Annotated in this window: 26 protein-coding genes and 2 tRNA genes; 14 read left to right on the top strand and 14 right to left on the bottom strand. The window is 71.5% G+C overall.

Translation table 11 applies throughout. The features are described 5' to 3' along the window. Positions 1-38 precede the first annotated feature (38 nt). The 4 genes from C8N24_RS16185 to C8N24_RS16170 are packed head-to-tail and all read left to right on the top strand — an operon-like array spanning position 39 to position 4,680. On the top strand, positions 39-962 hold the full coding sequence (locus C8N24_RS16185) for a C40 family peptidase (RefSeq protein ID WP_121251483.1): 924 nt from the start codon (positions 39-41) through the stop codon (positions 960-962). 37 nt (positions 963-999) lie between these two features. Then, positions 1,000-3,108 (top strand): SF1B family DNA helicase RecD2, encoded by a 2,109-nt coding sequence (gene recD2, locus C8N24_RS16180; protein WP_121251481.1) that lies wholly within the window; start codon positions 1,000-1,002, stop codon positions 3,106-3,108. Further along, complete coding sequence (locus C8N24_RS16175; protein ID WP_121251479.1) at positions 3,105-3,350, top strand: MoaD/ThiS family protein; 246 nt, start codon at positions 3,105-3,107, stop codon at positions 3,348-3,350. The genes recD2 and C8N24_RS16175 overlap by 4 nt, the downstream gene beginning before the upstream one ends. A 13-nt stretch (positions 3,351-3,363) precedes the next feature. After that, on the top strand, positions 3,364-4,680 hold the full coding sequence (locus C8N24_RS16170) for an acetamidase/formamidase family protein (RefSeq protein WP_121251477.1): 1,317 nt from the start codon (positions 3,364-3,366) through the stop codon (positions 4,678-4,680). 33 nt (positions 4,681-4,713) lie between these two features. On the opposite strand, the gene C8N24_RS16165 is transcribed toward C8N24_RS16170, so the two are convergent. From C8N24_RS16165 to C8N24_RS16130, 8 genes are all read right to left on the bottom strand, one after another. Then, entirely contained in the window at positions 4,714-6,414 is a 1,701-nt protein-coding gene (locus C8N24_RS16165) for a TROVE domain-containing protein (protein WP_211339993.1), read from the bottom strand. 196 nt (positions 6,415-6,610) lie between these two features. Beyond that, a tRNA-Asp gene (locus C8N24_RS16160) sits at positions 6,611-6,684 on the bottom strand. Positions 6,685-6,785: 101 nt separating this feature from the next. Then, positions 6,786-6,859, bottom strand: a tRNA-Arg gene (locus C8N24_RS16155). Between the two features lie 284 nt (positions 6,860-7,143). Next, the gene (locus C8N24_RS16150) at positions 7,144-7,401 is read right to left on the bottom strand and encodes a hypothetical protein (RefSeq protein ID WP_147447830.1); all 258 of its coding nucleotides are present in this window, start codon (positions 7,399-7,401) and stop codon (positions 7,144-7,146) included. Between the two features lie 40 nt (positions 7,402-7,441). Further along, on the bottom strand, positions 7,442-7,696 hold the full coding sequence (locus tag C8N24_RS16145) for a DUF7218 family protein (RefSeq protein ID WP_121251470.1): 255 nt from the start codon (positions 7,694-7,696) through the stop codon (positions 7,442-7,444). Positions 7,697-7,705: 9 nt separating this feature from the next. Then, entirely contained in the window at positions 7,706-8,179 is a 474-nt protein-coding gene (locus tag C8N24_RS16140) for a cupin domain-containing protein (protein WP_121251468.1), read from the bottom strand. Continuing rightward, positions 8,179-8,928: a VOC family protein gene (locus C8N24_RS16135; RefSeq protein WP_121251466.1), complete on the bottom strand. Its 750-nt coding sequence runs from the start codon at positions 8,926-8,928 to the stop codon at positions 8,179-8,181. The genes C8N24_RS16140 and C8N24_RS16135 overlap by 1 nt, the downstream gene beginning before the upstream one ends. 139 nt (positions 8,929-9,067) lie before the next feature. Then, positions 9,068-11,293 carry an NADP-dependent isocitrate dehydrogenase gene (locus C8N24_RS16130; protein WP_121251464.1) on the bottom strand — a complete coding sequence of 742 codons (2,226 nt, stop codon included), beginning with the start codon at positions 11,291-11,293 and terminating at the stop codon, positions 9,068-9,070. Positions 11,294-11,357: 64 nt separating this feature from the next. Here C8N24_RS16130 and C8N24_RS16125 point away from each other — a divergent pair, with 64 nt between their 5' ends. Further along, complete coding sequence (locus tag C8N24_RS16125) at positions 11,358-11,792, top strand: helix-turn-helix transcriptional regulator (RefSeq protein WP_121251462.1); 435 nt, start codon at positions 11,358-11,360, stop codon at positions 11,790-11,792. Between the two features lie 11 nt (positions 11,793-11,803). Further along, entirely contained in the window at positions 11,804-12,229 is a 426-nt protein-coding gene (locus tag C8N24_RS16120) for a VOC family protein (protein ID WP_121251460.1), read from the top strand. A 59-nt stretch (positions 12,230-12,288) separates the two neighbouring features. Here C8N24_RS16120 and C8N24_RS16115 read toward each other — a convergent pair whose 3' ends face one another. Continuing rightward, positions 12,289-12,558 (bottom strand): DUF3303 domain-containing protein, encoded by a 270-nt coding sequence (locus tag C8N24_RS16115; protein ID WP_121251458.1) that lies wholly within the window; start codon positions 12,556-12,558, stop codon positions 12,289-12,291. Between the two features lie 12 nt (positions 12,559-12,570). Further along, positions 12,571-12,921, bottom strand: a complete 351-nt coding sequence (locus tag C8N24_RS16110) for a hypothetical protein (protein WP_121251456.1) — start codon at positions 12,919-12,921, stop codon at positions 12,571-12,573. Positions 12,922-13,025: 104 nt separating this feature from the next. On the opposite strand from C8N24_RS16110, the gene C8N24_RS16105 reads away from it, so the two are divergent. Then, on the top strand, positions 13,026-13,391 hold the full coding sequence (locus C8N24_RS16105) for a hypothetical protein (protein WP_121251454.1): 366 nt from the start codon (positions 13,026-13,028) through the stop codon (positions 13,389-13,391). Here the strand turns inward: C8N24_RS16105 and C8N24_RS16100 are convergent. Continuing rightward, positions 13,385-14,584 carry an APC family permease gene (locus C8N24_RS16100; protein ID WP_121251452.1) on the bottom strand — a complete coding sequence of 400 codons (1,200 nt, stop codon included), beginning with the start codon at positions 14,582-14,584 and terminating at the stop codon, positions 13,385-13,387. The genes C8N24_RS16105 and C8N24_RS16100 overlap by 7 nt on opposite strands. A gap of 106 nt (positions 14,585-14,690) precedes the next feature. On the opposite strand from C8N24_RS16100, the gene C8N24_RS16095 reads away from it, so the two are divergent. Further along, positions 14,691-15,149 carry an Lrp/AsnC family transcriptional regulator gene (locus C8N24_RS16095; RefSeq protein ID WP_121251450.1) on the top strand — a complete coding sequence of 153 codons (459 nt, stop codon included), beginning with the start codon at positions 14,691-14,693 and terminating at the stop codon, positions 15,147-15,149. 8 nt (positions 15,150-15,157) lie between these two features. Here the strand turns inward: C8N24_RS16095 and C8N24_RS16090 are convergent, their stop codons facing one another. Continuing rightward, entirely contained in the window at positions 15,158-15,658 is a 501-nt protein-coding gene (locus C8N24_RS16090; protein ID WP_147447829.1) for a hypothetical protein, read from the bottom strand. Positions 15,659-15,775: 117 nt separating this feature from the next. Between C8N24_RS16090 and C8N24_RS16085 the strand changes: the two genes are divergently transcribed. Beyond that, complete coding sequence (locus C8N24_RS16085; protein ID WP_147447828.1) at positions 15,776-16,108, top strand: hypothetical protein; 333 nt, start codon at positions 15,776-15,778, stop codon at positions 16,106-16,108. Positions 16,109-16,134: 26 nt separating this feature from the next. On the opposite strand, the gene C8N24_RS16080 is transcribed toward C8N24_RS16085, so the two are convergent. Continuing rightward, positions 16,135-16,395: a hypothetical protein gene (locus C8N24_RS16080; RefSeq protein ID WP_147447827.1), complete on the bottom strand. Its 261-nt coding sequence runs from the start codon at positions 16,393-16,395 to the stop codon at positions 16,135-16,137. A 28-nt stretch (positions 16,396-16,423) separates the two neighbouring features. Between C8N24_RS16080 and C8N24_RS16075 the strand changes: the two genes are divergently transcribed. From C8N24_RS16075 to C8N24_RS16060, 4 genes are all read left to right on the top strand, one after another. After that, positions 16,424-16,828: a hypothetical protein gene (locus tag C8N24_RS16075; protein ID WP_121251441.1), complete on the top strand. Its 405-nt coding sequence runs from the start codon at positions 16,424-16,426 to the stop codon at positions 16,826-16,828. A 101-nt stretch (positions 16,829-16,929) separates the two neighbouring features. Then, a complete protein-coding gene (locus C8N24_RS16070; protein ID WP_121251439.1) occupies positions 16,930-19,086 on the top strand; it encodes an MMPL family transporter in 2,157 nt (718 codons plus the stop codon). Between the two features lie 47 nt (positions 19,087-19,133). Then, positions 19,134-19,349, top strand: a complete 216-nt coding sequence (locus C8N24_RS16065) for a hypervirulence associated TUDOR domain-containing protein (protein ID WP_121251437.1) — start codon at positions 19,134-19,136, stop codon at positions 19,347-19,349. Beyond that, positions 19,346-19,666, top strand: a complete 321-nt coding sequence (locus C8N24_RS16060; RefSeq protein WP_121251435.1) for a DUF3140 domain-containing protein — start codon at positions 19,346-19,348, stop codon at positions 19,664-19,666. Before C8N24_RS16065 ends, C8N24_RS16060 begins: the two co-directional genes overlap by 4 nt. 37 nt (positions 19,667-19,703) lie before the next feature. Here the strand turns inward: C8N24_RS16060 and C8N24_RS16055 are convergent, their stop codons facing one another. Continuing rightward, positions 19,704-21,059 carry a hypothetical protein gene (locus C8N24_RS16055; RefSeq protein WP_211339992.1) on the bottom strand — a complete coding sequence of 452 codons (1,356 nt, stop codon included), beginning with the start codon at positions 21,057-21,059 and terminating at the stop codon, positions 19,704-19,706. Between the two features lie 169 nt (positions 21,060-21,228). Here C8N24_RS16055 and C8N24_RS16050 point away from each other — a divergent pair, with 169 nt between their 5' ends. Next, complete coding sequence (locus tag C8N24_RS16050) at positions 21,229-21,918, top strand: DUF2461 domain-containing protein (RefSeq protein WP_121251433.1); 690 nt, start codon at positions 21,229-21,231, stop codon at positions 21,916-21,918. The last annotated feature ends 74 nt before the right edge of the window (positions 21,919-21,992 follow it).

The raw sequence follows: 21,992 nt of genomic DNA, 5'->3' as shown, positions 1-21,992 counted from the left end.
ATCCCCGATCCGTCGGGGGCTGATGGTGTGATGAGGGCATGGAGCGGGATCTCGCGAGCGTCGAGTTGTGGGAGCGGTCGTTGGATCGCTCCCGCCGCCGCCGGGCGCAGACCAGGAGCCGGGTGACGAACGTGCAGGTGTCGGCGGCGCTGGTCGCGGCGTCGGTGGCCGTGCCCACCACGGGCACCGCGGCGGCGCAGGAGCTCGAGCGCGGCACCACCGGGGACGACGTGCGCGCGGTCCAGCGTGCGCTGGGCATCACCGCCGACGGTGAGTTCGGGCCGATCACGCGCCGGGCCGTGAAGGACTTCCAGGCGCGCAGCGGGCTGGTGGTCGACGGCATCGTCGGGCCGGCCACCAAGCGCGCGCTCGGCCTGGCCGGCGCGCCGACGCCGAGCGGGTCCCGGGGCGTCACGCCGTCGAACGCGGCCACCACCATGTCCATCCAGCGGGCGCTCGGCATCTCCGCCGATGGCGTCTACGGGCCGATCACCCGCCAGGCGGTGCGGGACTTCCAGCGCAGCCGCGGCCTGGTCGTGGACGGCGTCGCCGGTCCGGCGACGCTCGGCGCGCTGGGCGTGTCCGGCGGCGGCTCGGCTCCGTCGTCGAGCGGCGGCTCGGCGGTCGGCGCGGCGCGGACGAAGCTCGGCGCGCCGTACCAGCTGGGCGGCGAAGGGCCGGCGTGGGACTGCTCGGGCCTGACGCAGTGGGCGATGGCGCAGGCCGGCGTCACGATCCCGCGCACGAGCTTCGACCAGTTCAACGTCGGCACCCCGGTCACCCGCGAGAGCATCCAGGCGGGCGACCTCGTGTTCTTCGACGCCAACGGGCCGGGCGCGTCGCACGTCGGCATCGCCACCGGCAACGCGACCGTCATCTCGGCCACGACGCACGGCGTCCGCGAGCACGCGATCGGCGGCGACTACTGGGGCACGCATTACGTAGGCGCGCGCCGCTACTAGGGGCGAACTTCTCGCCGCGCGATCCTCTATGCCAGTGATGGACACGCCCGGCACGCCGTTCGAGGACGAGATCGTCGTCCGCCGCATCCGCTTCTCCAGCGAGGAGAGCGGCTTCGCGGTCGTGGACGCCGACCGTGGCAGCGACGAGCTCGTGCTGATCGGGCCGCTCGCGCACCTCGAGGAGCGCGAGCACGTGAAGGTCGTCGGCGTCTGGCACGACGACAAGCGCTACGGGCCGCAGGTGAAGGTCTCGATCGCCGAGTCGATGCCGCCGTCGGGCGACGAGGCGCTGTTGGCGTACCTCAAGCGCGTACGCCACGTGGGCATCAAGCGCGCCTCGAACCTGCTCGACCGCTACGGCGAGCGTGTGCTGGAGGTGATCGACCAGGACCCGGCGCTCGCGTTCCGCCGCGCCGGGCTCTCGCACCCGCGCTCGCGGGAGGCGGCGAAGTCGTGGGCCGCGTTGCGCTCCACGCGCGCGCTCCACCTTCTGCTCGCGCCGCACGGGCTCGCGTGGCTGGTGCCGCGGATCGCCGCCGAGTACGGCGACCGCGCGCACGAGATGGTGCGCAAGCGGCCGTACGAGCTGACGAGCGTCTTCGGGGTCGGGTTCCAGATCGCGGACACCATCGCCAAGGCCGCCGGCATCCCGCGCGACTCGCCGGGCCGGCGCCGCGCGGCGGTCGTGCACGTGCTCACCGAGGCAGAGCGGGACGGCTCCACGTGCCTGCCCGTCCCGGAGCTGGTCAGCAAGGCCGGCACGCTGGTGGGCGGCGCGCCGCCCGACGCGCAGCTGCTGCACGACATGGTCGAGCACGAGGACCTGGTGCTCGAGGACGAGGCGGGCGCGCTGTGGGCGTACCGGCCGCCCACCTGGAAGCTGGAAGCGGAGCTGGCCGACCTGATCGGCCGCCTGGCCGACTCGCGGCCGTCGCTGAAGCCGGCGGTCGTCGCCGAGGAGGACCTCACCCCCGCGCCTGAGCAGGCGGCGGCGGTGCTCGCGGCGTTCACGTCCCGGATCTCGATCGTCACCGGCGGCCCCGGCACCGGCAAGACCGCGACGATCCGGCTCATCTGCGCCGCGGCCAAGGCGCAGAAGAAGTCGGTCACGCTCGTCGCCCCGACCGGCCGCGCGGCGCGGCGGATGGCCGAGTCGACCGACATGGAGGCCTCGACGATCCACTCCGCGCTCGGCTGGATCCCCGGGCAGGGCCCGACGAAGGACGAGATCGAGGGCGACGTGCTCGTGGTGGACGAGACCTCGATGGCGAACCTGGAGCTGCTGGTGACGCTGCTGCGGGCGGTCGGCGCGGTGACGCACGTCGTGCTCGTCGGCGACGCCGATCAGCTGGCGCCGGTCGGCGCGGGCAAGCCGTTCGCGGAGCTCGTGGCCACGAAGGTCGTGCCGGTCGCCGAGCTCACGCACATCTTCCGCCAGGCCGCGGGGTCGATGATCGTCCGCGGCGCGCACGCCGTGCGCCAGGGCCAGATGCCGGACTTCGCACCGCACGAGGGCCTGCAGCGCGACCTGTTCCTGATCGAGCGGGACGACCCTGCGGCGGCCCTGGACGAGATCGAGTCGCTGGTGGCGCAGCGGCTCCCGAAGCACTACGGGATCGACCCGGTCACCGACCTGCAGGTGTTCGCCCCCGTCTACCGGGGCGCGCTCGGGATCGAGGCGCTCAACACGCGGTTGCGCAGCGCGCTCAACCGCGGCGGCGAGCCGGTGCTGGGCGGGCGCCTGCGGATCGGCGACAAGCTGATGCTGTCGGGGCGCAACCTGCACGAGCTCGGGCTGATGAACGGCACGATCCTGCGGCTGCTCGACCATCGCGACGAGAAGCTGATCGTGAGCGCCGACGGCATGGTCGTCGAGCTGCCCGACGAGGAGGCGCCGCGGTTGCAGCTCGCCTACGCGTGCTCGATCCACAAGGGCCAGGGGATCGAGCTGCCGGTGGCGATCGTGGTCGCGCATCCGCAGGCCGGCCCGTACTTCCTGCGGCGCGAGATGCTCTACACGGCGATGACCCGCGCGCGGGTGGCGACGCTGGTGGTCGGCACACGCGCGGTGGTCGGCCGGGCGGCGGGCACGCCGGACACGTCGCGTCGGTATTCGCGCCTGGCGGTTAGGCTTGCCTCGGATTGACGGTTCGGGTCCGTCTCGGCGCTGGGCTCGCGCGCCTCTCGGCCGCGCCGCTGAAGTCTGTCCAGATCTCCGAAGGCGCCACCGTCGGTGAGCTCTTCGCCCGGCTCGCCCAGGACGAGCCGGACCTCGCGCCCGCGCTGCGATCGGTGCTGCCGGTCGTCGCGGGCGAGCACGTGACCCGCGACCGACGGCTGGAGCACGGCCAGGAGGTCGCCCTGCTGCTGCCGGTCTCCGGCGGCTGAAAAGGAGTTGGAGATGGCGATTCAGGACACGTCGACCGCACGCCGCACCGTCATCGTCGACACGTTCACCGACGGGGTGCTCGGCCCGGACGTGCAGCAGCTCGGCCCCGTGGCCGACGGCGGGCACATCGTCTGGAACTCGACGCCCGGGTGCTGGGGGCCGATGATCACGCCCGCGATCCGCGGCGGGCACGAGGTGTGCACGCCGGTCGCGGTCGAGGGCGCGGAGCCGGGCGACGCGATCGCGATCCGCATCAAGGACATCGCGGTCACCTCGCGCGCGACCGCATCGGGCAACGACCAGGCGATGGAGGGCCGCTTCAACGGCGATCCGTACTGCGCGGCGGTGTGCCCGGGCTGCGGCGCGGAGTGGCCCGAGACGCGGCTCGAGGGCATCGGCGAGACCGCGGTGCGCTGCGTCGCGTGCGGGGCGGACGCGACGCCCTTCACGTTCACCAACGGCTACACGCTCGCGTTCGACGGCCGCCTGGGCCTGTCGGTCCACGAGGACCGCGCACGCGAGATCGCGGGCGACGCCGCGGCCTACGCCCAGCTGCCGGACAACAGCGCGCAGAACCCGATCCTGACGTTCGCGCCGAGCGACCTCGTCGGCGTGGTCACGCGCATGCGGCCGTTCCTCGGCCAGCTCGGCACGACGCCCAGCGCCCCGATGCCGGACTCGCACAACGCGGGCGACTTCGGCGCGTTCCTCGTCGGCGCCCCGCACAGGTTCGCGATGGACGCCCAGGCGCTTCAGCAGCACAAGACGGACGGGCACCTGGACATCGACGCCGTGCGCGCCGGCGCGATCCTCGTCTGCCCGGTGAAGGTGCCGGGCGGCGGCGTCTACCTCGGCGACATGCACGCGATGCAGGGCGACGGCGAGATCGCCGGGCACACCGCCGACGTGGCCGGCACGGTCACGCTGCAGGTCGAGGTGCTCAAGGCGCTCGGCATCGACGGGCCGGTGCTGTTCCCGGTGCTCGAGGACCTGCCGTTCCTGGCGCGTCCGCTGACCGCCGACGAGCGCGCCCGCGCGCTGGCGCTGGCCGAGCGCGAGGGCGTCACGGCGATCGAGGAGTCGCTGCCGATCTCGGTCATCGGCACCGGCCCGGACCTGAACTCGGCGACCGACAACGGCCTGGCGCGCGCCGCGAAGCTGCTGGACATGAGCGTGCCCGAGGTGATGAACCGCGCCACGATCACGGGCGCGATCGAGATCGGTCGCGCGCCGGGCGTCGTGCAGGTCACGTTCCGGGCGCCGCTGCCCGCGCTCGAGGCCGCCGGCCTCCTCGGGTACGCGATCGAGCAGTACGGAGCGGTCGCTTAACGAGCGAAGGGGGCGCCGAAGCGCCCCCTTCACCTACACCACCCCGCGCGCGAAGCCGGAGACCACTTCCGGCGTCGCGCCGTCGAACCCGACGATGTCCAGCATCCCCGGGTCCTCGGGGTCGGCGATCGTGAACCCGTTCGCAACCATGCCGATCACGACGAGCCGCGCGGCGATCCCGGTCCGCTCGCGGTACTCCCGCAGCGCCTGGGCCGGGTGGATCTCGCCGTGCCACGTCTCCGAGTCCGTGTAGACCACGAACGTGTCGATCTCACGGCCCTCGGCGAGCGCGTACCGCATCGGCAGCGAGCAGTCGGTCCCGCCGAACGGCAGGCTGGACACGGCGCCGATCGCATCCGTCAAACGCTGGCGCGGGCTGATCGAGAGCGGCGTGATCCCGCCGTAGCGGTGCCAGTCGCGCTGCCCCGACTTCCAGCCGCCGTCGCCGGCGAAGAACCCGACGATCTCGTGCCGCGCCTCCGTGGCCGCGGTCACGAGCGCCATCGCCGCCGACGCGTCCCGCGGCGTCAGCCCCGGCACGCCCGCGATCTCGCCGCACGTCATCGACCCGGACACGTCCAACGCGAGCAGCATCCGCGTTCCCGCCGGCTCGACGTTGCCGAACGCCGCGTAGAACGCTCCGTCGAGCGCGTCGACGATCCGCGCCACCGGCGCCCACGTGTGCTGCCCGCGCACCCCGCGCCCGCGCGCGTACGTGCGCAACGCGGACAGCACCGTGATCGGGTGCACCCGCGCGGTCCGCAACCGCTCGACGTCGCCGAGCTGCTCGGCCGCCAGATCGGCACCCACCGACCCCGGCGTGATGACCCCCACGCGCGTAAGCGTCGCGAGGTTGCGCAACAGCGCGGTCATCGGCATCCGCTCGAGCAGCGCCGCCCACACCTCGCGATCGTCCAGGTGCTCGGGCCGGACCGCCTCACGCGGCAGGCCGTACGCCCGCACGAGTGCGGCGGTCTCCCGCGCCGAGCCGGAGCCCTGCGCGGCCTCGAACGCGCCGATCACGGCGGGCAGCCCGTCGCGAGCGGCCGCGCCACGCGCCGCGGTCTCGCCGCCCGCGCCCACCGCGCCACGCGCCACGGACTCGCCGCCCGCGCCCATCGCGGACTCTCCGGCCCCACGCGCGGCCGGCTCGCCGCCCCGGACGATCCACTCGAACAGGCGCGCGTGCTCGTCGCTGACGGGCAGGCGCGGGTTGCCCGCGCGGGTCTTCGCGCCCGGGTGGGCGAGGCGGAGCAGGTCGCGGTGGCTCATGCCGTCGCGCCGGCGGTACTTGATCGCCTGGTAGGCGACGCGGTCGACCGGCTGCTCGACGTACCAGCGGCCGACGCCGCGGCGCAGCGCGCGGCCCCAGCCGCGGAACTGCTCGACGTGACGCGCGAACGTGAATAGGTGCGTGCCGGTGCGGCAGACCTGCGGGAGCGCGTCGAGGGCGGCCGTGCGGGTCGCCTCGTCGGCGGCCGCGGCCGCCATCGCCAGCGCGAAGATTGCCGGGTCGTTGGAGGCCGCCCGGCCGGCGCGGGAGATCGTCACGATCTCGCCGACGGCGCGCCGGCCGTCGGCCGCGATCGCCCGCGCGACGGCGTCCGCGTTCGCACGGGTGAGCGCGTGCTCGCCCGCGTAGTACGAGCCGCTCTCGGAGCCGAGGATCAGGAAGCGCCGCAGGCGCGTCCAGTCGTCCACGGCCCAGGCGAAGCCGCCGGCCGAGTTCGGCACCTGGGCCGTGCCGGGCAGCGGCTCGCTCTGGCGCGTGCGGCGGAAGTTGATGCGGGTCAGGTAGTTGATGGGATCTCCCTCCTTTCGGTCTCGAGTGGATGTGCCGCGGTCGTGGTGTGCGCACCGGACGCTCGTCCGGCGTCCGGTGGGACGGACCGAGCCCCTGGTAACCGGCGCGCTTCGGCCCGCGGCAAGGCGCGCCCGACCGGGATCGAACCGGCGACCTCCGCCTCGACAGGGCGGCGCTCTGGCCAGTTGAGCTACGGGCACGTGCAGAACCTCACCGCGGTCATGTGGGTGGCGACCGGAGAAGTGGCCTGGCTGGCCACCGCTTGACAGGCGGTAACCGGACGCCTTCGGCCCGCGGTGAACACGCTCGGCTGGATTCGAACCAGCGGCCTCCGCCGTCGCAGGGCGGTGCTCTCTTCCACTGAGCTACGAGCGTTCGTGTTGCGTGGATGCAGTTGTCAAAGAACGAGAAAGGGCGGCCCGCCGGGCCGCCCTCGCTGTGGTGCTGCGTCGCTGTCCGAGCAAGCGCTCAGGCGTGGACGCACCTCCCGGCGAGGGCGATGTACAGCTCGTGATCTCGGTGGCTGCTTGTCATGCGGTGCTGCAAGGTAGGGCCTCGTGACGGACGTTGCAAGTCCCCTCGCGGTTCGAGTCCGAGCGGCGCGCAGGTTCGAATCCGCCACTCGCCGCGGGCGCCCCGCGCGCCACCTGCGCGGGGCGTCACGGCGTGTCGCGCCCGCCCAGCAAGCGCGCGAGTCGGCTCCGGCGCTCCGGCCGGGGCTGCGTCGCGAGCCACTCGTCGCGTGACGGCAACCGTCCGGCGCGCCGCTCGATGAGAACGCACTCGGTGTGGGCGTGCCGGCGGCGACGCGTGTCGCCTTCGGGCACGACGAGCATGTGCCCCATGAGCGAGGGCAGGTGCTCCTCGCAGAACGGGCAGCGGTAGGTCGCCGGCTTGAGGTTCGCCGCCGGCCGCACCACCCACCACCTGGGTGCCTGGACGCTCAGGTGCGCAACGCTAGTGGTCGCGCAGCGCCTTGATCAACTCGCCCTTGTTCATGTCCGAGCGCCCCTCGATGCCGACTTCCTTGGCCCGCTGCTCGAGGTCGTCCTTCGTCCAGTCCTCGTAGGCGGGCGCCTTGCCACCCTTCTTGGACGTCGACTTCGTGTCCGAGTTGGCGATCCGCGCCGCCTTCTCCTTGCTCGCGCCCTGGTCGCGCAGCGCTTCGTACTGCTTGTCGTCCTTCACCGACGATCCGTGATCTTTGGCCATGCGTCAGATCTACCCGGCGCGCCAGCGCGCGACGCCCCCGCCGCCCACCGGGTCCTGCGGCGGCGGCGCCAGCGCGTCGATCCGGGCGCGGGCCGCCTCGTCGGCCTCGCGCAGCAGGTCGTAGTCCTCCTGCCCTGCCGGGTACGCGCCGACGACGCGGAAGTCCGCCGACGCGCTCGCGCGCCGGTGCCCGGTCCCGGCCGGAAGCACGATCACGTCCCCGGCGGAGACCGCGAACGTCTGGCCCTGCGGCCCACCGAGCTCGATCTCCGCGGCGCCCGCGATCACCGCCAGCACCTCGTGCGACGTCGAGTGGAAGTGGTGGAAGTCGAACACGCCGTCGACCCAGGAGCCGCCCCAGCCGTGCGCCGCCAAGAGCCCTTGCGCGTCGCGCACGTCCACGCCGCGGTACAGCAGCACCTCGAAGCGCGGGTGGTTCGGGATCACCTCACCCGGCGGGGCGGCCCACGTCTCCAGCTGCATCAGTCGTCGTACGCGTTGGACTCCAGCACGCCGAACACCGCGCCCTGCGGGTCGAGGAACACCGCGAACTGCCCGGACGGGACCGGCAGCGGCCCGGTCATCAGCTTGCCGCCGAGCCCGTCGATGCGCTCGATCACCGCGTCGACGCTCTCGTGCCCGAAGTACGGCATCCACGCGGACGGGCCGTCCAACGGCATGACGCCGCCGTTCGTCCGCTCGCCGTTCTTGATGCTCCGGTAGCCGCCGGCGTTCGGGATCTCCTCCACCGTCCACCCGAACAGCGCGCCGTAGAAGTCGGCGGCCGCGTCCGGCTTGGCCGTGACGAGGTCGTTCCACGCCATCGCACCGGGCTGGTTGACGAGGTACGCGCCGATGTTGTCACCCGCCTCCCAGAGGTACAGCACCGCGCCTGTGGGGTCCGCGATCGCCGCCGACCGCCCCGCGGTCATCACGTCGAACGGCTCGGCGAGGATCTGCGCGCCCAGCCCGCGCGCCGCCTCGACCGTCTCGTCCACCGACTCGACCGTCACGTAGCAGTTCCAATGCGGCGGGTCCTGGCTCTGATAGAGCGCCGCGACGCTCTTGCCGTCGCGCTGCGCCATCGAGTAGACCATCCCGTCGCCGATCGGACGGTCGTCGTACGACCAGCCGAACAGCTCGGTGTAGAACGCCTTGGCGGCGTCAGCGTCGCTCGTCAGCAGCTCGGTCCAGGACAGCGTCCCGGGCGCGTAGCTCGTTCGTTCGCCCATGGCCGGATCGTATGCCCGCGAATCGGTGGGCATACGCGCAGGCCAACCCAGCCCAGCCCAGCCCGCCCAGCCCAGGCCCGCAGCCCAGCCCGCCCGGCCGGCGCGGGCGCCGCAGCGCCCGCGCGAGCCGCGGTGCGGCCTACGCCTTCGCGGCGAGTGTCTCGAGCGCGGCGTTGAACGTCTCGCTCGGCCGCATGATCGCCGTCGCCTTCTCGCGGTCGACGAAGTAGTAGCCGCCGAGGTCCACGCCCTCGCCCTGCGCGGCCTCGAGCTCGCCGGCGATCGCCTCCTCCTCGGCCGAGAGACGCTCCGCGAGCGGCTTGAACGCGTCCGCCAGCTCCGGGTCGTCCGACTGCGCCGCCAGCGCCTGCGCCCAGTAGAGCGCCAGGTAGAAGTGGCTGCCACGGTTGTCGAGCTGCCCGACCTTGCGCTGCGGCGACTTGCCGTTCTCGAGCAGCGAGCCGGTCGCCGCGTCCAGCGTCGTGGCCAGCACCTGCGCGCGCGGGTTGTCGGTCTTCTCCGCGAGGAACTCGAGCGACACCGCCAGCGCGAGGAACTCACCCAGCGAGTCCCAGCGCAGGTGGTTCTCCTTCACCAGTTGCTGCACGTGCTTGGGGGCCGAGCCGCCCGCGCCCGTCTCGAACAGCCCGCCGCCCTGCATCAGCGGCACGATCGAGAGCATCTTCGCGCTCGTGCCGAGCTCGAGGATCGGGAACAGATCCGTCAGGTAGTCGCGCAGCACGTTGCCCGTGACCGAGATCGTGTCCTCGCCGCGCGCCGCGCGCTCGAGCGTGAACCGCGTCGCCTCGGCGACCGGCAGGATCTCGATCTGCAGCCCGTCCGTGTCGTGCTCGGCGAGGTACGCGTCGACCTTCTTCAGAAGCTCTGCGTCGTGGGCCCGCGTGCGGTCGAGCCAGAACACGGCCGGCACGCCGGTCGCCCGCGCGCGCTCGACGGCCAGGCGCACCCAGTCCCGGATCGGGGCGTCCTTGGTCTGGCACGCGCGCCAGATGTCGCCCGCCTCGACCTCGTGCTCGAGCAGCACGTCGCCCGCCGCGTCGACCACGCGCACACGCCCGTTGGCCGCGATCTCGAACGTCTTGTCGTGGCTGCCGTACTCCTCGGCCTTCTGCGCCATCAGGCCGACGTTGGGCGTCGTGCCCATCGTCGCCGGGTCGAACGCGCCGTGCTCGCGGCAGAAGTCGATCGTCTCGGCGTACAGCGCGGCGTACGAGTGGTCCGGGATGACGGCCTTCGTGTCCTGCTGAGCGCCCTCGGCGTTCCACAGCTGGCCGGACGAGCGGATCATCGCCGGCATCGACGCGTCGATGATGATGTCGCTCGGCACGTGCAGGTTCGTGATCCCGCGGTCCGAGTCCACCATCGCGATGGCCGGCGCGGTCTCGTAGGTCGCCTCGATCGCCGCGCGGATGCGCTCGCCGTCCTTGCCGGGCAGCCCGTCCAGCGCCGACAGGATCGCGCCGAGGCCGTTGTTCGGGCTCGCGCCGAGCTGCTCGAGCTCCTCGCGGTGCTCGGTGAACACGCCCGCGAAGAACGTCCGCACGGCGTGGCCGAAGATGATCGGGTCCGAGACCTTCATCATCGTCGCCTTCAGGTGCAGGGAGAACAGCAGCCCCTGCTCCTTGGCGTCGGCGATCTGCTCGGCCAGGAACGCGTCCAGCGCCCGGGCGCGCATGACCGCGCCGTCGATGACCTCGCCCTCCTGGACCTTGATGTCGGCCTTGAGCACCGTCGCGGTGCCGTCGGCCGCCACGAACTCGATCTGCAGCTCGTCCGCGTGCGGCACCGTCACCGACAGCTCGGTCGAGCGGAAGTCGCCGTCCGCCATCGTCGCGACGTGCGTGCGGCTGTCCTTGGACCACTCGCCCATCGAGTGCGGGTGTGCCTGCGCGTACGCCTTCACCGACGCGGGCGCGCGGCGGTCCGAGTTGCCCTCGCGCAGCACCGGGTTCACCGCCGAGCCCTTCACGCGGTCGTACGCCTCGCGCGCGGCGATCGCGTCGTCCGTGGTCGGGTCGTCCGGATAGTCCGGGATGTCGTAGCCCGCGTCCTGCAGCTCCTTGATGGCCGCCTTCAGCTGCGGGATCGAGGCGCTGATGTTCGGCAGCTTGATGATGTTCGCCTCGGGCGTCTTCGCGAGCTCGCCCAGCTCGGTCAGCGCGTCGGCCACCCGCTGCTCATCCGTCAGCCGGTCGGGGAACTGGGCGAGGATCCGCCCGGCGAGCGAGATGTCCCGCAACTCGATGTCGACGCCCGCCTGAGCGGCGAACGCCTCGACGATCGGCAGCAACGAGTGCGTCGCCAGCGCCGGCGCCTCGTCCGTATACGTGTAGATGAGCTTCATCGCCTGCTCTTCGCGTTCGTGAACCCTGGGGCGGTGAGGGTACTCATCGGCGATACTCGAACCGGTGGCCCAGGTCTCACCGACACGGCATCTGCTCCGGGGCAAGGACCTCGCGGACCTCCGGTACAGCGAGCCGCTCGGCGTCGACGACATGGCCGCGGCCGCCGGCCTCTCCCGCGCGCACTTCTCCCGCGCGTTCCGCAAGGAGTTCGGCGTCTCCCCGCACGTGTACCTGCTCACCCGCCGGCTCGAGCGGGCCGCCGCGCTCCTGCGCAACACCGACCGCACGATCGCCGAGATCTGCTTCGACGTCGGGCTCACCAGCGTCGGCTCGTTCACCACGAGCTTCAAGCGCATGTTCGACGCCACGCCGGCCCAGTACCGCGCGCAGCACCCACCCGCCGGCGCCCGGGCGATGGTGCCCAGCTGCGTCGTCCGCGCGTACGGGCGACCGCAACACCGCACGTTTCGAGAAGACAACGGCGCGGGCCCGGAATAGCGTCCTGTCCCATGAAGATCGCCACCACGCAGATTTGGGTTCACGACCAGGACGAGGCGCTCGCGTTCTACACGCAGAAGCTGGGCTTCGAGGTCCGTGAGGACGTCACGATGCCCGAGCTGGGCAACTTCCGCTGGCTGACGGTCGCGCCGGCCGGCTCCGACGTCGCGCTCGTCCTGATGGCCATCCCCGGCCCTCCGGCGTTCGACGACGAGCGCTTCAAGGCCGCCCAGGAGGCGATGTCGAAGGGCGTCGCGACCGCCGTGTTCTTCACGACCGACGACATCCAGGGCGAGTACGAGACGCTCCGGGCCCGCGGCGTCGAGTTCACCGAGCCGCCGGAGGAGCGCCCGTACGGCATCGACTGCGGCTTTCGCGACCCCTCCGGCAACCACTTCCGGCTGTCCCAGCTGACCCAGGTCGCCACGCCCGCCTGAGAGGAGCGCCGGCCATGTGCCTCTATCGGGTTCCCCGCGTCTATCCGGCGGCCGTCGACTCAGCTCCCCAGGACGGCCTCGGCGGTCCCGCTCCCGCCCGGGACGACCGGGACGATCTCGAACTCCGTGAGGTCCTCCCAACTCGCGACCCAGCGCTGGAGGAGCGTGACGTCCTCGCACTCCATCACCTGGAACACGCGACCTAGGTCCGCGGAGACCCAGCTCGCGACGAACTCGAGCCCGTCCGGCATCAGGCGCCCCTGCTCCCCGAAGCGCTCGTAGACCGGACGGGCACCGGCCCGGAAACGTTCGATCACCATGAAGTGCATCGGCGGACCCTCTCACGACGCCGCCCTCCGCCGCAGCTGCTCCAACGCCGCGAGCGCCGCCTCGTCCGGCTGGGGCACCGTCTCCTCCCACTCGAAGAAGACCTCGTCGAGTGCCTGCTCACGCTCGACGACCTGATAGCGGAAGCGCGGCACGTACCCGAACAGCCGCCCGTCCTCGCCGATGTGCAGGTACCGCCGCGTGGCGATGTGCTTGTACGCGTGCGTGGGCGTGGCGTCCACCTCGAACTCGTGCATCCACATGAACCAGCGCACGAGATGCACGCCCACGAGGTCGATCAGCGGGTCCCAGTTCGGCTTGTCGTACTGGCTGAGCTCTCCGGCGAACGTATGTTTGGGTGCCATGCAGGCAGGATCGACGATCCGCTTGTCACGGAACAAGACGAGATTGCAACAAATCTGCAACTTCTCAAGGGGGCGAGAAGTTCGCGCCGAGGCCTAGAAGCGTCATGGAAGAACTCACCACACCTCCGGGCCACGTCGAGCTCGTCGATGCGCTCCTCGAGCTCGTCGCCTCCTCCGACTCCATCGTCGCCGAGCTCACCCGAGCCAAGGACGTCGCGGATCGCGCCGCGGCGCTCGCGTTCTTCCGCGACGCGCTCTACGAGCTGCTCGCCCCCACCTCGATGCTCCTCGGCCCCCGTGACCTGCGCGCCGCGACCGCGGTGCTCGAGGTCGCGGCGGGCATCACCGGCAGCAGCTTCGACTTCGCGGCCTGCGAGGTCGAGGCCGAGGTCCCGACGCGCGACCCGCGCAACGCCCACCGCCGCCCGCGCCGCCCGAAGATCCCGCGCAAGCGCGGCACCCGCTACTGAGCGACCAGCACCGCGCGCCGCGACAGCGACAGCTTGGTGACCGCGATGATCACGAGCGGCACGAGGATGTACGCGCCGGAGAAGGCGAACACGACCAGGACGGCGACGAACGCGACCCGCGCGGCGATCCGCGCCGCCCCGTCGAGCAGCCGGCTCCCGGCCGCGGTGGCCGTGACGTAGACCGCCACAAACAGCGCGCTCGTGGCCCGCATCAACGCGTCCACGTCGAGCAGCTCCACCCCGAGGACGACCAGCAACGCGCCGGCGATGCCCGCCATCGTCGCGAGCGCGAGCCTGGGCGAGGCGAGGAATCGCGGCGCGTTCCCCTCCTGCGCCAACGCACCCGCCAGCCGCGTGGCGGCGGCCACGTACGTGTTCATCGTGCCCATCGTCAGCAAGACCGCGAGCAGTGCGGTGATCCGCCGGCCGGCGTCGCCGAGCCCGGCGCCCATCAGGTCCGCGAGTGGCACGTCGGATTGCGTCCCGACGCCCACCGTCGCCGCCGCCAGGCCGAGGTAGAGGACGACCACGACGGCGAGCGCGGTGCCGATCGCCCGCGGCAGCTGGCGTCGTGGGTCCTGCAGCTCGCCCGCGAGGTGCGAGCCGGCCTCCCAGCCGACGAACGAGAACATCAGCACGCTCGCCGCACCGCCGATCGCGAGCCAGCCGTGGGGTGCGAACGGCGTCCAGTTCTCGGCCTCGCTGTGTGGCAGCGCCGTGACGACGGCGACGAGCAGCAGCCCGGCGAGCACCGCGGCCAGCCCCAGCTGCAGCCGCGCCGTGGTGTGCAGGCTCGCCGCGTTCGTCACCAGGACGATGCCGACCATCCCGGCCGCCGCCGCGACCGCCGCGCCGCGCCCGGCGCCGAGCAGCTCGGCCACGTAGAACCCGCCGACGAGCGCGACGGCCGGCGCGCCGATCACGACGCCGCCGAGGAACCACCAGCCCGTCGTCGCACCGGCCCGGCGGCCGAACGCCTTGCGCACGTACGCCGCCGTGCCGCCCGCCTCCGGCTGGCGGGTACCGAGCGCCGCGAACGTCGCCGCGAGCGGCACCGACAGCGCCAGCAGCCCCGCCCACGCCAGGATCGACGCGGGGCCGGCCTCCCGCGCGGCGACCGCCGGGATGAACAGCACTCCCGGGCCGAGCACGGCGCCGACGTAGAGGGCGATGGCCGTCCGCGTGGTGAGCATGCAGGCAGTTTCTCGCCGATCTCGGGGCAGATGGTGCTCACTTGACCGGTGCTAGCCGCACCCTTGCGCAATGATCTGCTCCTCCACTGCCTTCGAGAGGACGATCATGCCCCTGGACCGCGTCGACCGCCAGATGCTGGCCATCCTGCAGAGCGAAGGCCGGATCTCCAACGCCGCGCTCGCCGAGCGGCTGCACATGTCCCCGTCGCCGTGCCTGCGCCGCCTGCGCGCGCTGGAGTCGTCCGGCGTGATCACCGGCTACACCGCCGTGCTCGACCGTCCGCGCCTCGGCCTGGCGCTCACCGTGTTCGTCGACCTCAAGGTCGAGCGGCACTCGGACCAGTCCGCGGCCGAGATCTCGCGCGCGCTGTCGGCGGCGCCCGAGATCATCTCCGCGCACATCGTCTCCGGGGTCGCCGACTTCCGCCTCGAGGTCGTCGTCCGCGACCTCGTCGACTACGAGCGCCTGATGTTCGACACGCTCCTCAAGCTCCCGCACGTGACCGATGTGCGGTCGGACTTCGTCCTGCGCACGGTCAAGTCGGCCGCTCCACTGCCGCTCTGAGGCAGGACCTAGCCCAACGGCTCCCCGATCCCCTCGTAGACGTTGCGGAACGGCAGCGGCGTGCCGCTGACGCCGTCGATCACCGTCCGGCCGCCGAGCGGCCGCTCGAGCATGACGAACGCCGGCGCGTCGATCGGTGGCCCTTCGTCCCCGACCACCGACATGCAGATGCAGCCGAACACCACCACGGCGGCGTCGTCCTCGGCGGTGACGATCTCGTCCACGTGCTGGCCGCCCTGCACGACGTAGCGCAGGTGCAGCACGTTGCCGTCCTCGGGCATGTACGACGACGCCGCCCGTGGCCTGAGCTGGCGCGACACGTCGCCGACGACCCAGACGTCCACGTCCCCGAGCCGCTCGACCACCCGTCGGCGCACGCGCTCGTCGTCCCGCCCGGACACCCCCACCTGGATGCGTCCCTCGTGCTCTTCCACCGAGAGCACCGCGATGCCTTCTCTGAGCAGCGCGACGCTGTCCTGCGCGCTGACGATCTCGCGTTCGTTGATCATGTTCGGCACCGTCCCACGCGTCCCGCCGATCGCCACCGACCGCGCGTGAAAAGTCACAGTTTTGGTGCACTTTTGTTGCAGAGATTCCCGGACCGCGGACCTATGGTGGGCATGGACATGCTCCCGCCCCCACACGTCACCGAGTTCGTCGTGCAGTTGCTCAACGTCGGCCACACCGTCGTCGGCCTCGTCGAGAACCTCGCCGAGGCCGTCGTCGAGGCGACGGGCGCCCCGATCGAAGAGGCCCGGCACGACGTCGTCGCGATGGCGATGGGGACCGTCGGCGTGCGGCTGGCCGCCACGCCACCCGAGGAGTTCATGCGCGCGAGCGCGCTCGCGCGCACGACGCTCGCGGTGATCCTCGACGACCTCGAGCGCGCCGCAGCCGTGGCCGAGCAGCGCGGACGTGGCGTCCGCACGGTCCGCTCCTCGCACGGACGGAGCCTCTGATGCCGCGGGACGGGAGCTCGTCGCGCTCAGATCTCGTCACGCCGAGGCCAGCGGCCGTGCTTCTCCATGAACTGCCGTCGCGCCTCTTCGCGCTCACGATCCTCGTTGCTCTGCAAGGCGAGGCGCATGTACGCGTTCGCGAGCGCGCCGAGGATCGACGAGCCGATCAGGAACACGCCCGCCCCTTGCGCGATCTCACCGCCGATGATGATCAGGATCAGCCCCGCGACGAACACGGTCGCGGGCAACGTCACCCGTACCAGCACCAGCTTCACATCGTCCCGCATCCCTCCTGCAGTCTGCCAGTCTCCGCCGATGCCCTCGCCCGCTCGCCCGTCGCTGCTGCTCGCCTCCGGCCTGACCGAGCTCGCCGCCGGTGCGCTGTCCGGCTGGGTGTACACGTTCGCGCGTCAGCAGCCCGAGCGAGTTCGGGACGTCGGCATCAAGAGCGCCGCGCGGGTTCGCCAGTGGCACCTGGACATGGCGATCCTCGGGACGGCGACCGTCGCCTGCGCGACGGCGGTTCCCGACGCGCCGCGCCCCGTCGCTGCGGCGCTGGGCGTCGGCGCGTGGACCAACGCCCTGCTGTTCCTGCCACTCGCCTTCAAGCCGGACGCCGACCAGCGCCCCGAGTACCGGGCCGCGGCGGCAGCCTCGTTCGTGGCGACGAGCGTCGGGTTCACCGGCATGGCCATCACTGCGTGGGCGCGACGACGCTGACGAACCGGGGGTTGACAGGAGGCCGAGAACGGGTGCCACCTCTACTTCGCCCTACGGACAACCCCGGCGAGATCGCTTCATCTTCGCTTTAGGTTTCGCGCATGCGCAAGCTCGCCGCCTGGTCCCACGACCGCCGCCGCACCGTCCTCGGTGTCTGGCTCGCCGCATTCGTCGTCGCCATCGGGCTCTGGGTGACCGCCGCCGGCGAGTTCGTCAACAACTTCAACCTGCCCGGCACGGAATCGCAGCGCACCTACGACCTGCTGCAGGAGAAGTTCCCGCAGCAGTCGGGTGACACCGCGAACGTCGTCTTCGCCGTCAAGGACGGCGCCGTCCTCGACGCCGCTCACCGCCCGACGATCGAGCGCGTCGTCGCCGAGATCAAGCGGTCACCCGAGGTGCTCGCCGTCGCCGACCCGTTCGCGAAGGGCGCCCCGGTCTCCAAGGACGGCCGGATCACCTTCGCGCAGATCCAGTTCAAGGAGCCGCCGGGCGACGTCGACCCGGTGCCGGTCAAGACGATGACGGAGAACGTGCTCAAGCTGGACGGCCAGGACGGCGTGCAGGTCGCGCTGGGCGGCGACATCATCCACTGGTCGACCGCCGAGACGGGCGGGGCCGGCGAGATGATCGGCATCCTGGTCGCGGCGATCGTGCTCTTCCTGACGCTCGGCATCATCGCCATGGGGCTGCCGCTCCTGAACGCGCTGTTCGCGATGGTCGTCAGCCTCTCGCTGACCGCGGTGGTCGCCACGCGCGCGATCGACGTCGTCGACTGGGCGCCGCAGCTCGCCGCCATGATCGGCATCGGCGTCGGCATCGACTACGCGCTGCTGATCCTCAACCGCTTCCGGCTCGAGCGCGGCGGCGGGCGGGATGTGCGCGAGGCGACGCTGATCGCCATCGACACCTCCGGCCGCGCCGTGCTGTTCGCCGGCATCGTCGTCGTGATCGCGATGCTCGGCATGATGCTGCTCGGGATCTCGTTCCTCTACGGCCCGGCGATCGCCGCCGCGCTCTCCGTGCTGGCCACGATGGCCGGCGCGCTGACGCTGATCCCGGCGCTGCTGAGCAAGATCGGCGGGCGCGTGAAGCCCGCCACCCAGGGCGCCGACACCGAGGCCGGCTTCTCCGCGCGCTGGAGCGGCTTCGTCGCCCGGCGCCCCGCGCCGGTCGCGATCATCGCCCTCGCGGTGCTGCTCGCCCTCGCCGCTCCGGCGCTGCACATGCGGCTGGCGACCAGCGACGCGAGCACGTACAAGTCCGACGACACGGCGCGCGTCGCGTACGACCTGCTCAAGGAAGGCTTCGGCGCGGGCTTCAACGCGCCGCTGCTGCTGGGCGTCGAGCTCCCGGAGCCCGGCGACACCGCCGCGCTCGACCAGATCACCGAGGCGCTCGGCAAGCAGGACGGTATCGCCCAGGTGCTCCCGCCGCAGCTCAACGAGGCGGGCGACACCGCGACGATTATCGCCTACCCGACGACCACGCCGCAGGACGAGCGCACGGACGAGACGGTGCGGACGGCCCGCAGCACCACGCTCCCGCCAGTGGCGGACGCGACCGGCGCGCGCATCTCGATCGGCGGCACCACCGCGAGCAACCTCGACTTCTCCCAGACCATCCGGGACAAGCTGCCGCTGTTCATCGGCGTCGTCGTCGGGCTCTCGCTGTTGCTGCTCGCGATCGTCTTCCGCTCGCTGCTGATCCCGGTCAAGGCCGGCGTCTTCAACCTGCTGTCGATCGCCGGTGCGTTCGGCGTCGTGACGCTGATCTTCCAGGACGGCAACTTCGCCAGCCTGTTCGGCGATGCCACCGGCCCGATCGAGTCGTTCCTGCCGATCATGGTGTTCGCGGTGGTCTTCGGGCTGAGCATGGACTACGAGGTCTTCCTCGTGTCCCGCATGCACGAGGAGTGGACGCACACGCGCGACGCCAAGTACGCCGTCCAGCACGGCCTGGCGATGACCGGCCGGGTCGTCACGGCGGCGGCGATCATCATGATCGCGGTCTTCGGCGCCTTCGCGATCGGCAACGAGCGGGCGCTGGCGATGATGGGCGTCGGCTTCGCGTCGGCCATCTTCATCGACGCGTTCATCATCCGGCTCCTGCTGCTGCCGGCGGTCATGCACCTCGCCGGTCCGGCCATGTGGTGGATGCCCGCGTGGCTTGACAAGCGCCTGCCGCACCTGAACATCGAGCCGCCCGAGGAGCGCGCGACCGTCGACGAGCCCGAGCGCGAGGTCGTGTACCGGTAGCGCGAAGCTGGCACACGGGCGAGACCTGCAGTGGGTAGGTCTCGCCCATGGCCGACGAGTTCAAGAAGGGCGACAAGGTCGTGTGGAGCTCGCACGGCCAGGACGACACGCCGGGCGTGGTCGAGCGCAAGATCACCTCGGACACCGAGGCGGGCGGGCGCAAGGTCAAGGCCTCCAAGGACGAGCCGCAGTACCTCGTCAAGAGCGAGAAGGGCGGCGGCGAGGCCGTTCACAAGCCGTCGGCCCTGAAGAAGCGCTCGTGACCGCGGACGACATCCGCGGCGACTTCGAGGATGCCGTGAACATGGCCCCGAAGGAGCTCGAGGACTGGCTCGCGACCGACGAGTCCAAGGCCGTCGGCTGGGGCGAGGGCGAGTCGGTCGGCCATCACTCCGGTCGGCGGATCGTCGAGATCAAGCGCACGAAGAAGGACGACCTGACCAATGACGACTACGCCCACATGCGCAAGGTCGTCGGGTACGTCAAGCGCCACACCGCCCAGGGCGGGCCTGAGAAGGACAAAGCGCACTCCCGCTGGCGCTACTCCCTCATGAACTGGGGGCACGACCCGCTTAGGTGAGCGGGCGCCCGAAGGCACCCGCTCGGTGGAGGAGGTCTTAGTCCGCGATGCCGACGACCTGCGTCGTCGCGGTCACCGACGTCGTGGTCGGCGCCGGCCGGTCCTGCAGGTCTTGGTCGAACAGCCAGTCGAGCATCACGTCGTTGAGGTAGGTCGGGACCCACGACCAGTGGGCGTTGACCGGTGTGGTGCCGGGCGTGTAGGCCGTGAGTAGCGTGTGGCTGCCGGCGGCTTCAGCCTGCGCGTACTGGCGCAGCGCCTCGGCCTCGGCCTGCAGCTCGGGCAGGTTCCCGGCCCACTGCGCGCGCGTGACGAGCGCGCCCGCGGCGTCCAGCGCGTTCATCAGCGCCAGCGTCCCGGTCGTGTAGTTGACGGTCGGGTCGTCGATCGAGTGCGTCGCCCAGATCGGCACGTCCTTGATCAGTGGCATCTTCGTCGCGTCGCCCGCCGCCGCGATCGGCAGCGCGCCGGCGAACTTGTCGGCGTACTTCGGGAGCAGGTCGAACGTGCCGATGCCGCCCATCGACATGCCCGTGACGTAGAGGCGGTCCTTGTCGATCGGGTTGCCGGCGACGATCGTGTCCAGCAGCTCCATCAGCGCCGCCTGCTGCGCGGGCGTCGTCCAGCTCGAGCCGACCGGGACCTGCGCGGCGAGGATGTAGCTCGGGTCGCTCGCCTGCCGGTCCGGCGCCGCGAACGCCGCCGCGCCCTCGTTGGCGGTGATCTGCGTGATGTTGTTCGCGCCGCGCTCGCCCCCACCGTGCAGGAAGAGCACGAGCGGGAAGCCGTCCTTGCGGTACTCCGGCCGGGCCTGCGGCGTGTACAGGCGGAAGTTGAGCGCGTACCCGGTGCTGTCGGTGTACGTGCCGCTGATGAAGTCGTCGACGATCGGGTTGATCTGGCCCTGGCTGGTGATGGCGTACGGCGCGGCCTTCAGACGGACCTTGCCGTTGGCGTCCGTGATGTCCGCGGTCTGGCGAACGCTGTACGCGCCGGTGAGCGGGATCGGCTCGTTGCGGCCCCCCGCGTAGACGAGCGCACCGGAGTTGCGGTCGTCCGAGCTCAGCTCGATGATCAGGAACTTGCCCGGCGTGCCCTTCGGCCCGCGGGTGTCGATCTCGGCGGCGTTGTTGGTGTAGACGTCGACGACCGTACGCGGCGCAGTCGCCCCGTTGGCGGTCGCGTTGACCGTGAACGCGCTGTTCGGGATGTCGGCGCTCCCGAGGTTGATGTTGCTGCGGTACTCGATCGCGACGGCCGCGACCTTCCAGCCGAACGGGTGCACGTCGGTGATGACGTCCGTGCGGACGATGGTGTTCGGCGGCGCGGGTGCCGGCGCCGCGGTCGCCGTCGTCGTGGGCACGAGTGCGGCCAGCGCGACGAGCGCGAGCACGATGAAACGCAAGGTCTTGCCTCCCTTTGGTGCTGCCGTCCGCGACCCCCTGATCGCGGCTCTCCCCGGCAGTCGTCGCAACCTTACGGCTCAGTAGGACGGTGTCAACGGTCCTGGTTAGCGAGCGGACTTACACGTGTCACCGATCGTCGTTGGCCATGATGTCTGCGTGACCGATCTCGAGCCCTCGTTCTCGCCCGCGCTGTTCACGTTCCTGCGCGACCTCGCCGCGAACAACGACCGCTCCTGGTTCGCCGACAACAAGGACCGGTACGTCGCCGAGGTCCAAGAGCCGGCGCTGGCCTTCGTCGAGGACGTCGGCATGCGACTGCCGGAGGAGATCAGCCCGCACTTCGTCGCCGACGCGCGCACGACCGGCGGGTCCGTGTTCCGCATCTACCGCGACACCCGCTTCTCCAAGGACAAGACGCCGTACAAGACCCACACCGGCATCCAGTTCCGCCACGCCCGCACCCGCGACGTCCACGCGCCCGGCTTCTACCTGCACCTCGAGCCGGGCAACGTGTTCATGGCCTGCGGAACCTGGCACCCCGAGCGCGAGGTCCTGCACCTGATCCGGACCGCGATCGCGGGCAAGCCGGCACGCTGGACCGGGCTGGTCGAGGGCCTGTCGCCCCTGTACACCCTGGGCGGCGAGGCGCTGAAGCGGCCGCCGGCGGGCTTCGACCGCGATCACCCGCTGATCGAGGAGCTCAAGCGCAAGGACTTCATCGCGTACTCGCCGCTGACCGAGGAGGACGTGGTCTCGCCCGGCTTCCTCGACCTCTACCTGGAGCGCTGCGCCGCAGCGGGCGACTTCATGCGCTTCCTGTGCGAGAGCACGCGCGTCGCCTATTGACGAACCTCGGACCGCCGCCCACCTTATTCAAGCTTCGAGCGTAAGCTTGAATAACACCGCGTTTGACGCAAGAT

The organism is Solirubrobacter pauli, from assembly GCF_003633755.1.
Classification (GTDB): Bacteria; Actinomycetota; Thermoleophilia; order Solirubrobacterales; family Solirubrobacteraceae; genus Solirubrobacter; species Solirubrobacter pauli.
Note: the sequence above shows the minus strand (reverse complement) of the source record. Positions and strands in the feature narration are given on the sequence as shown.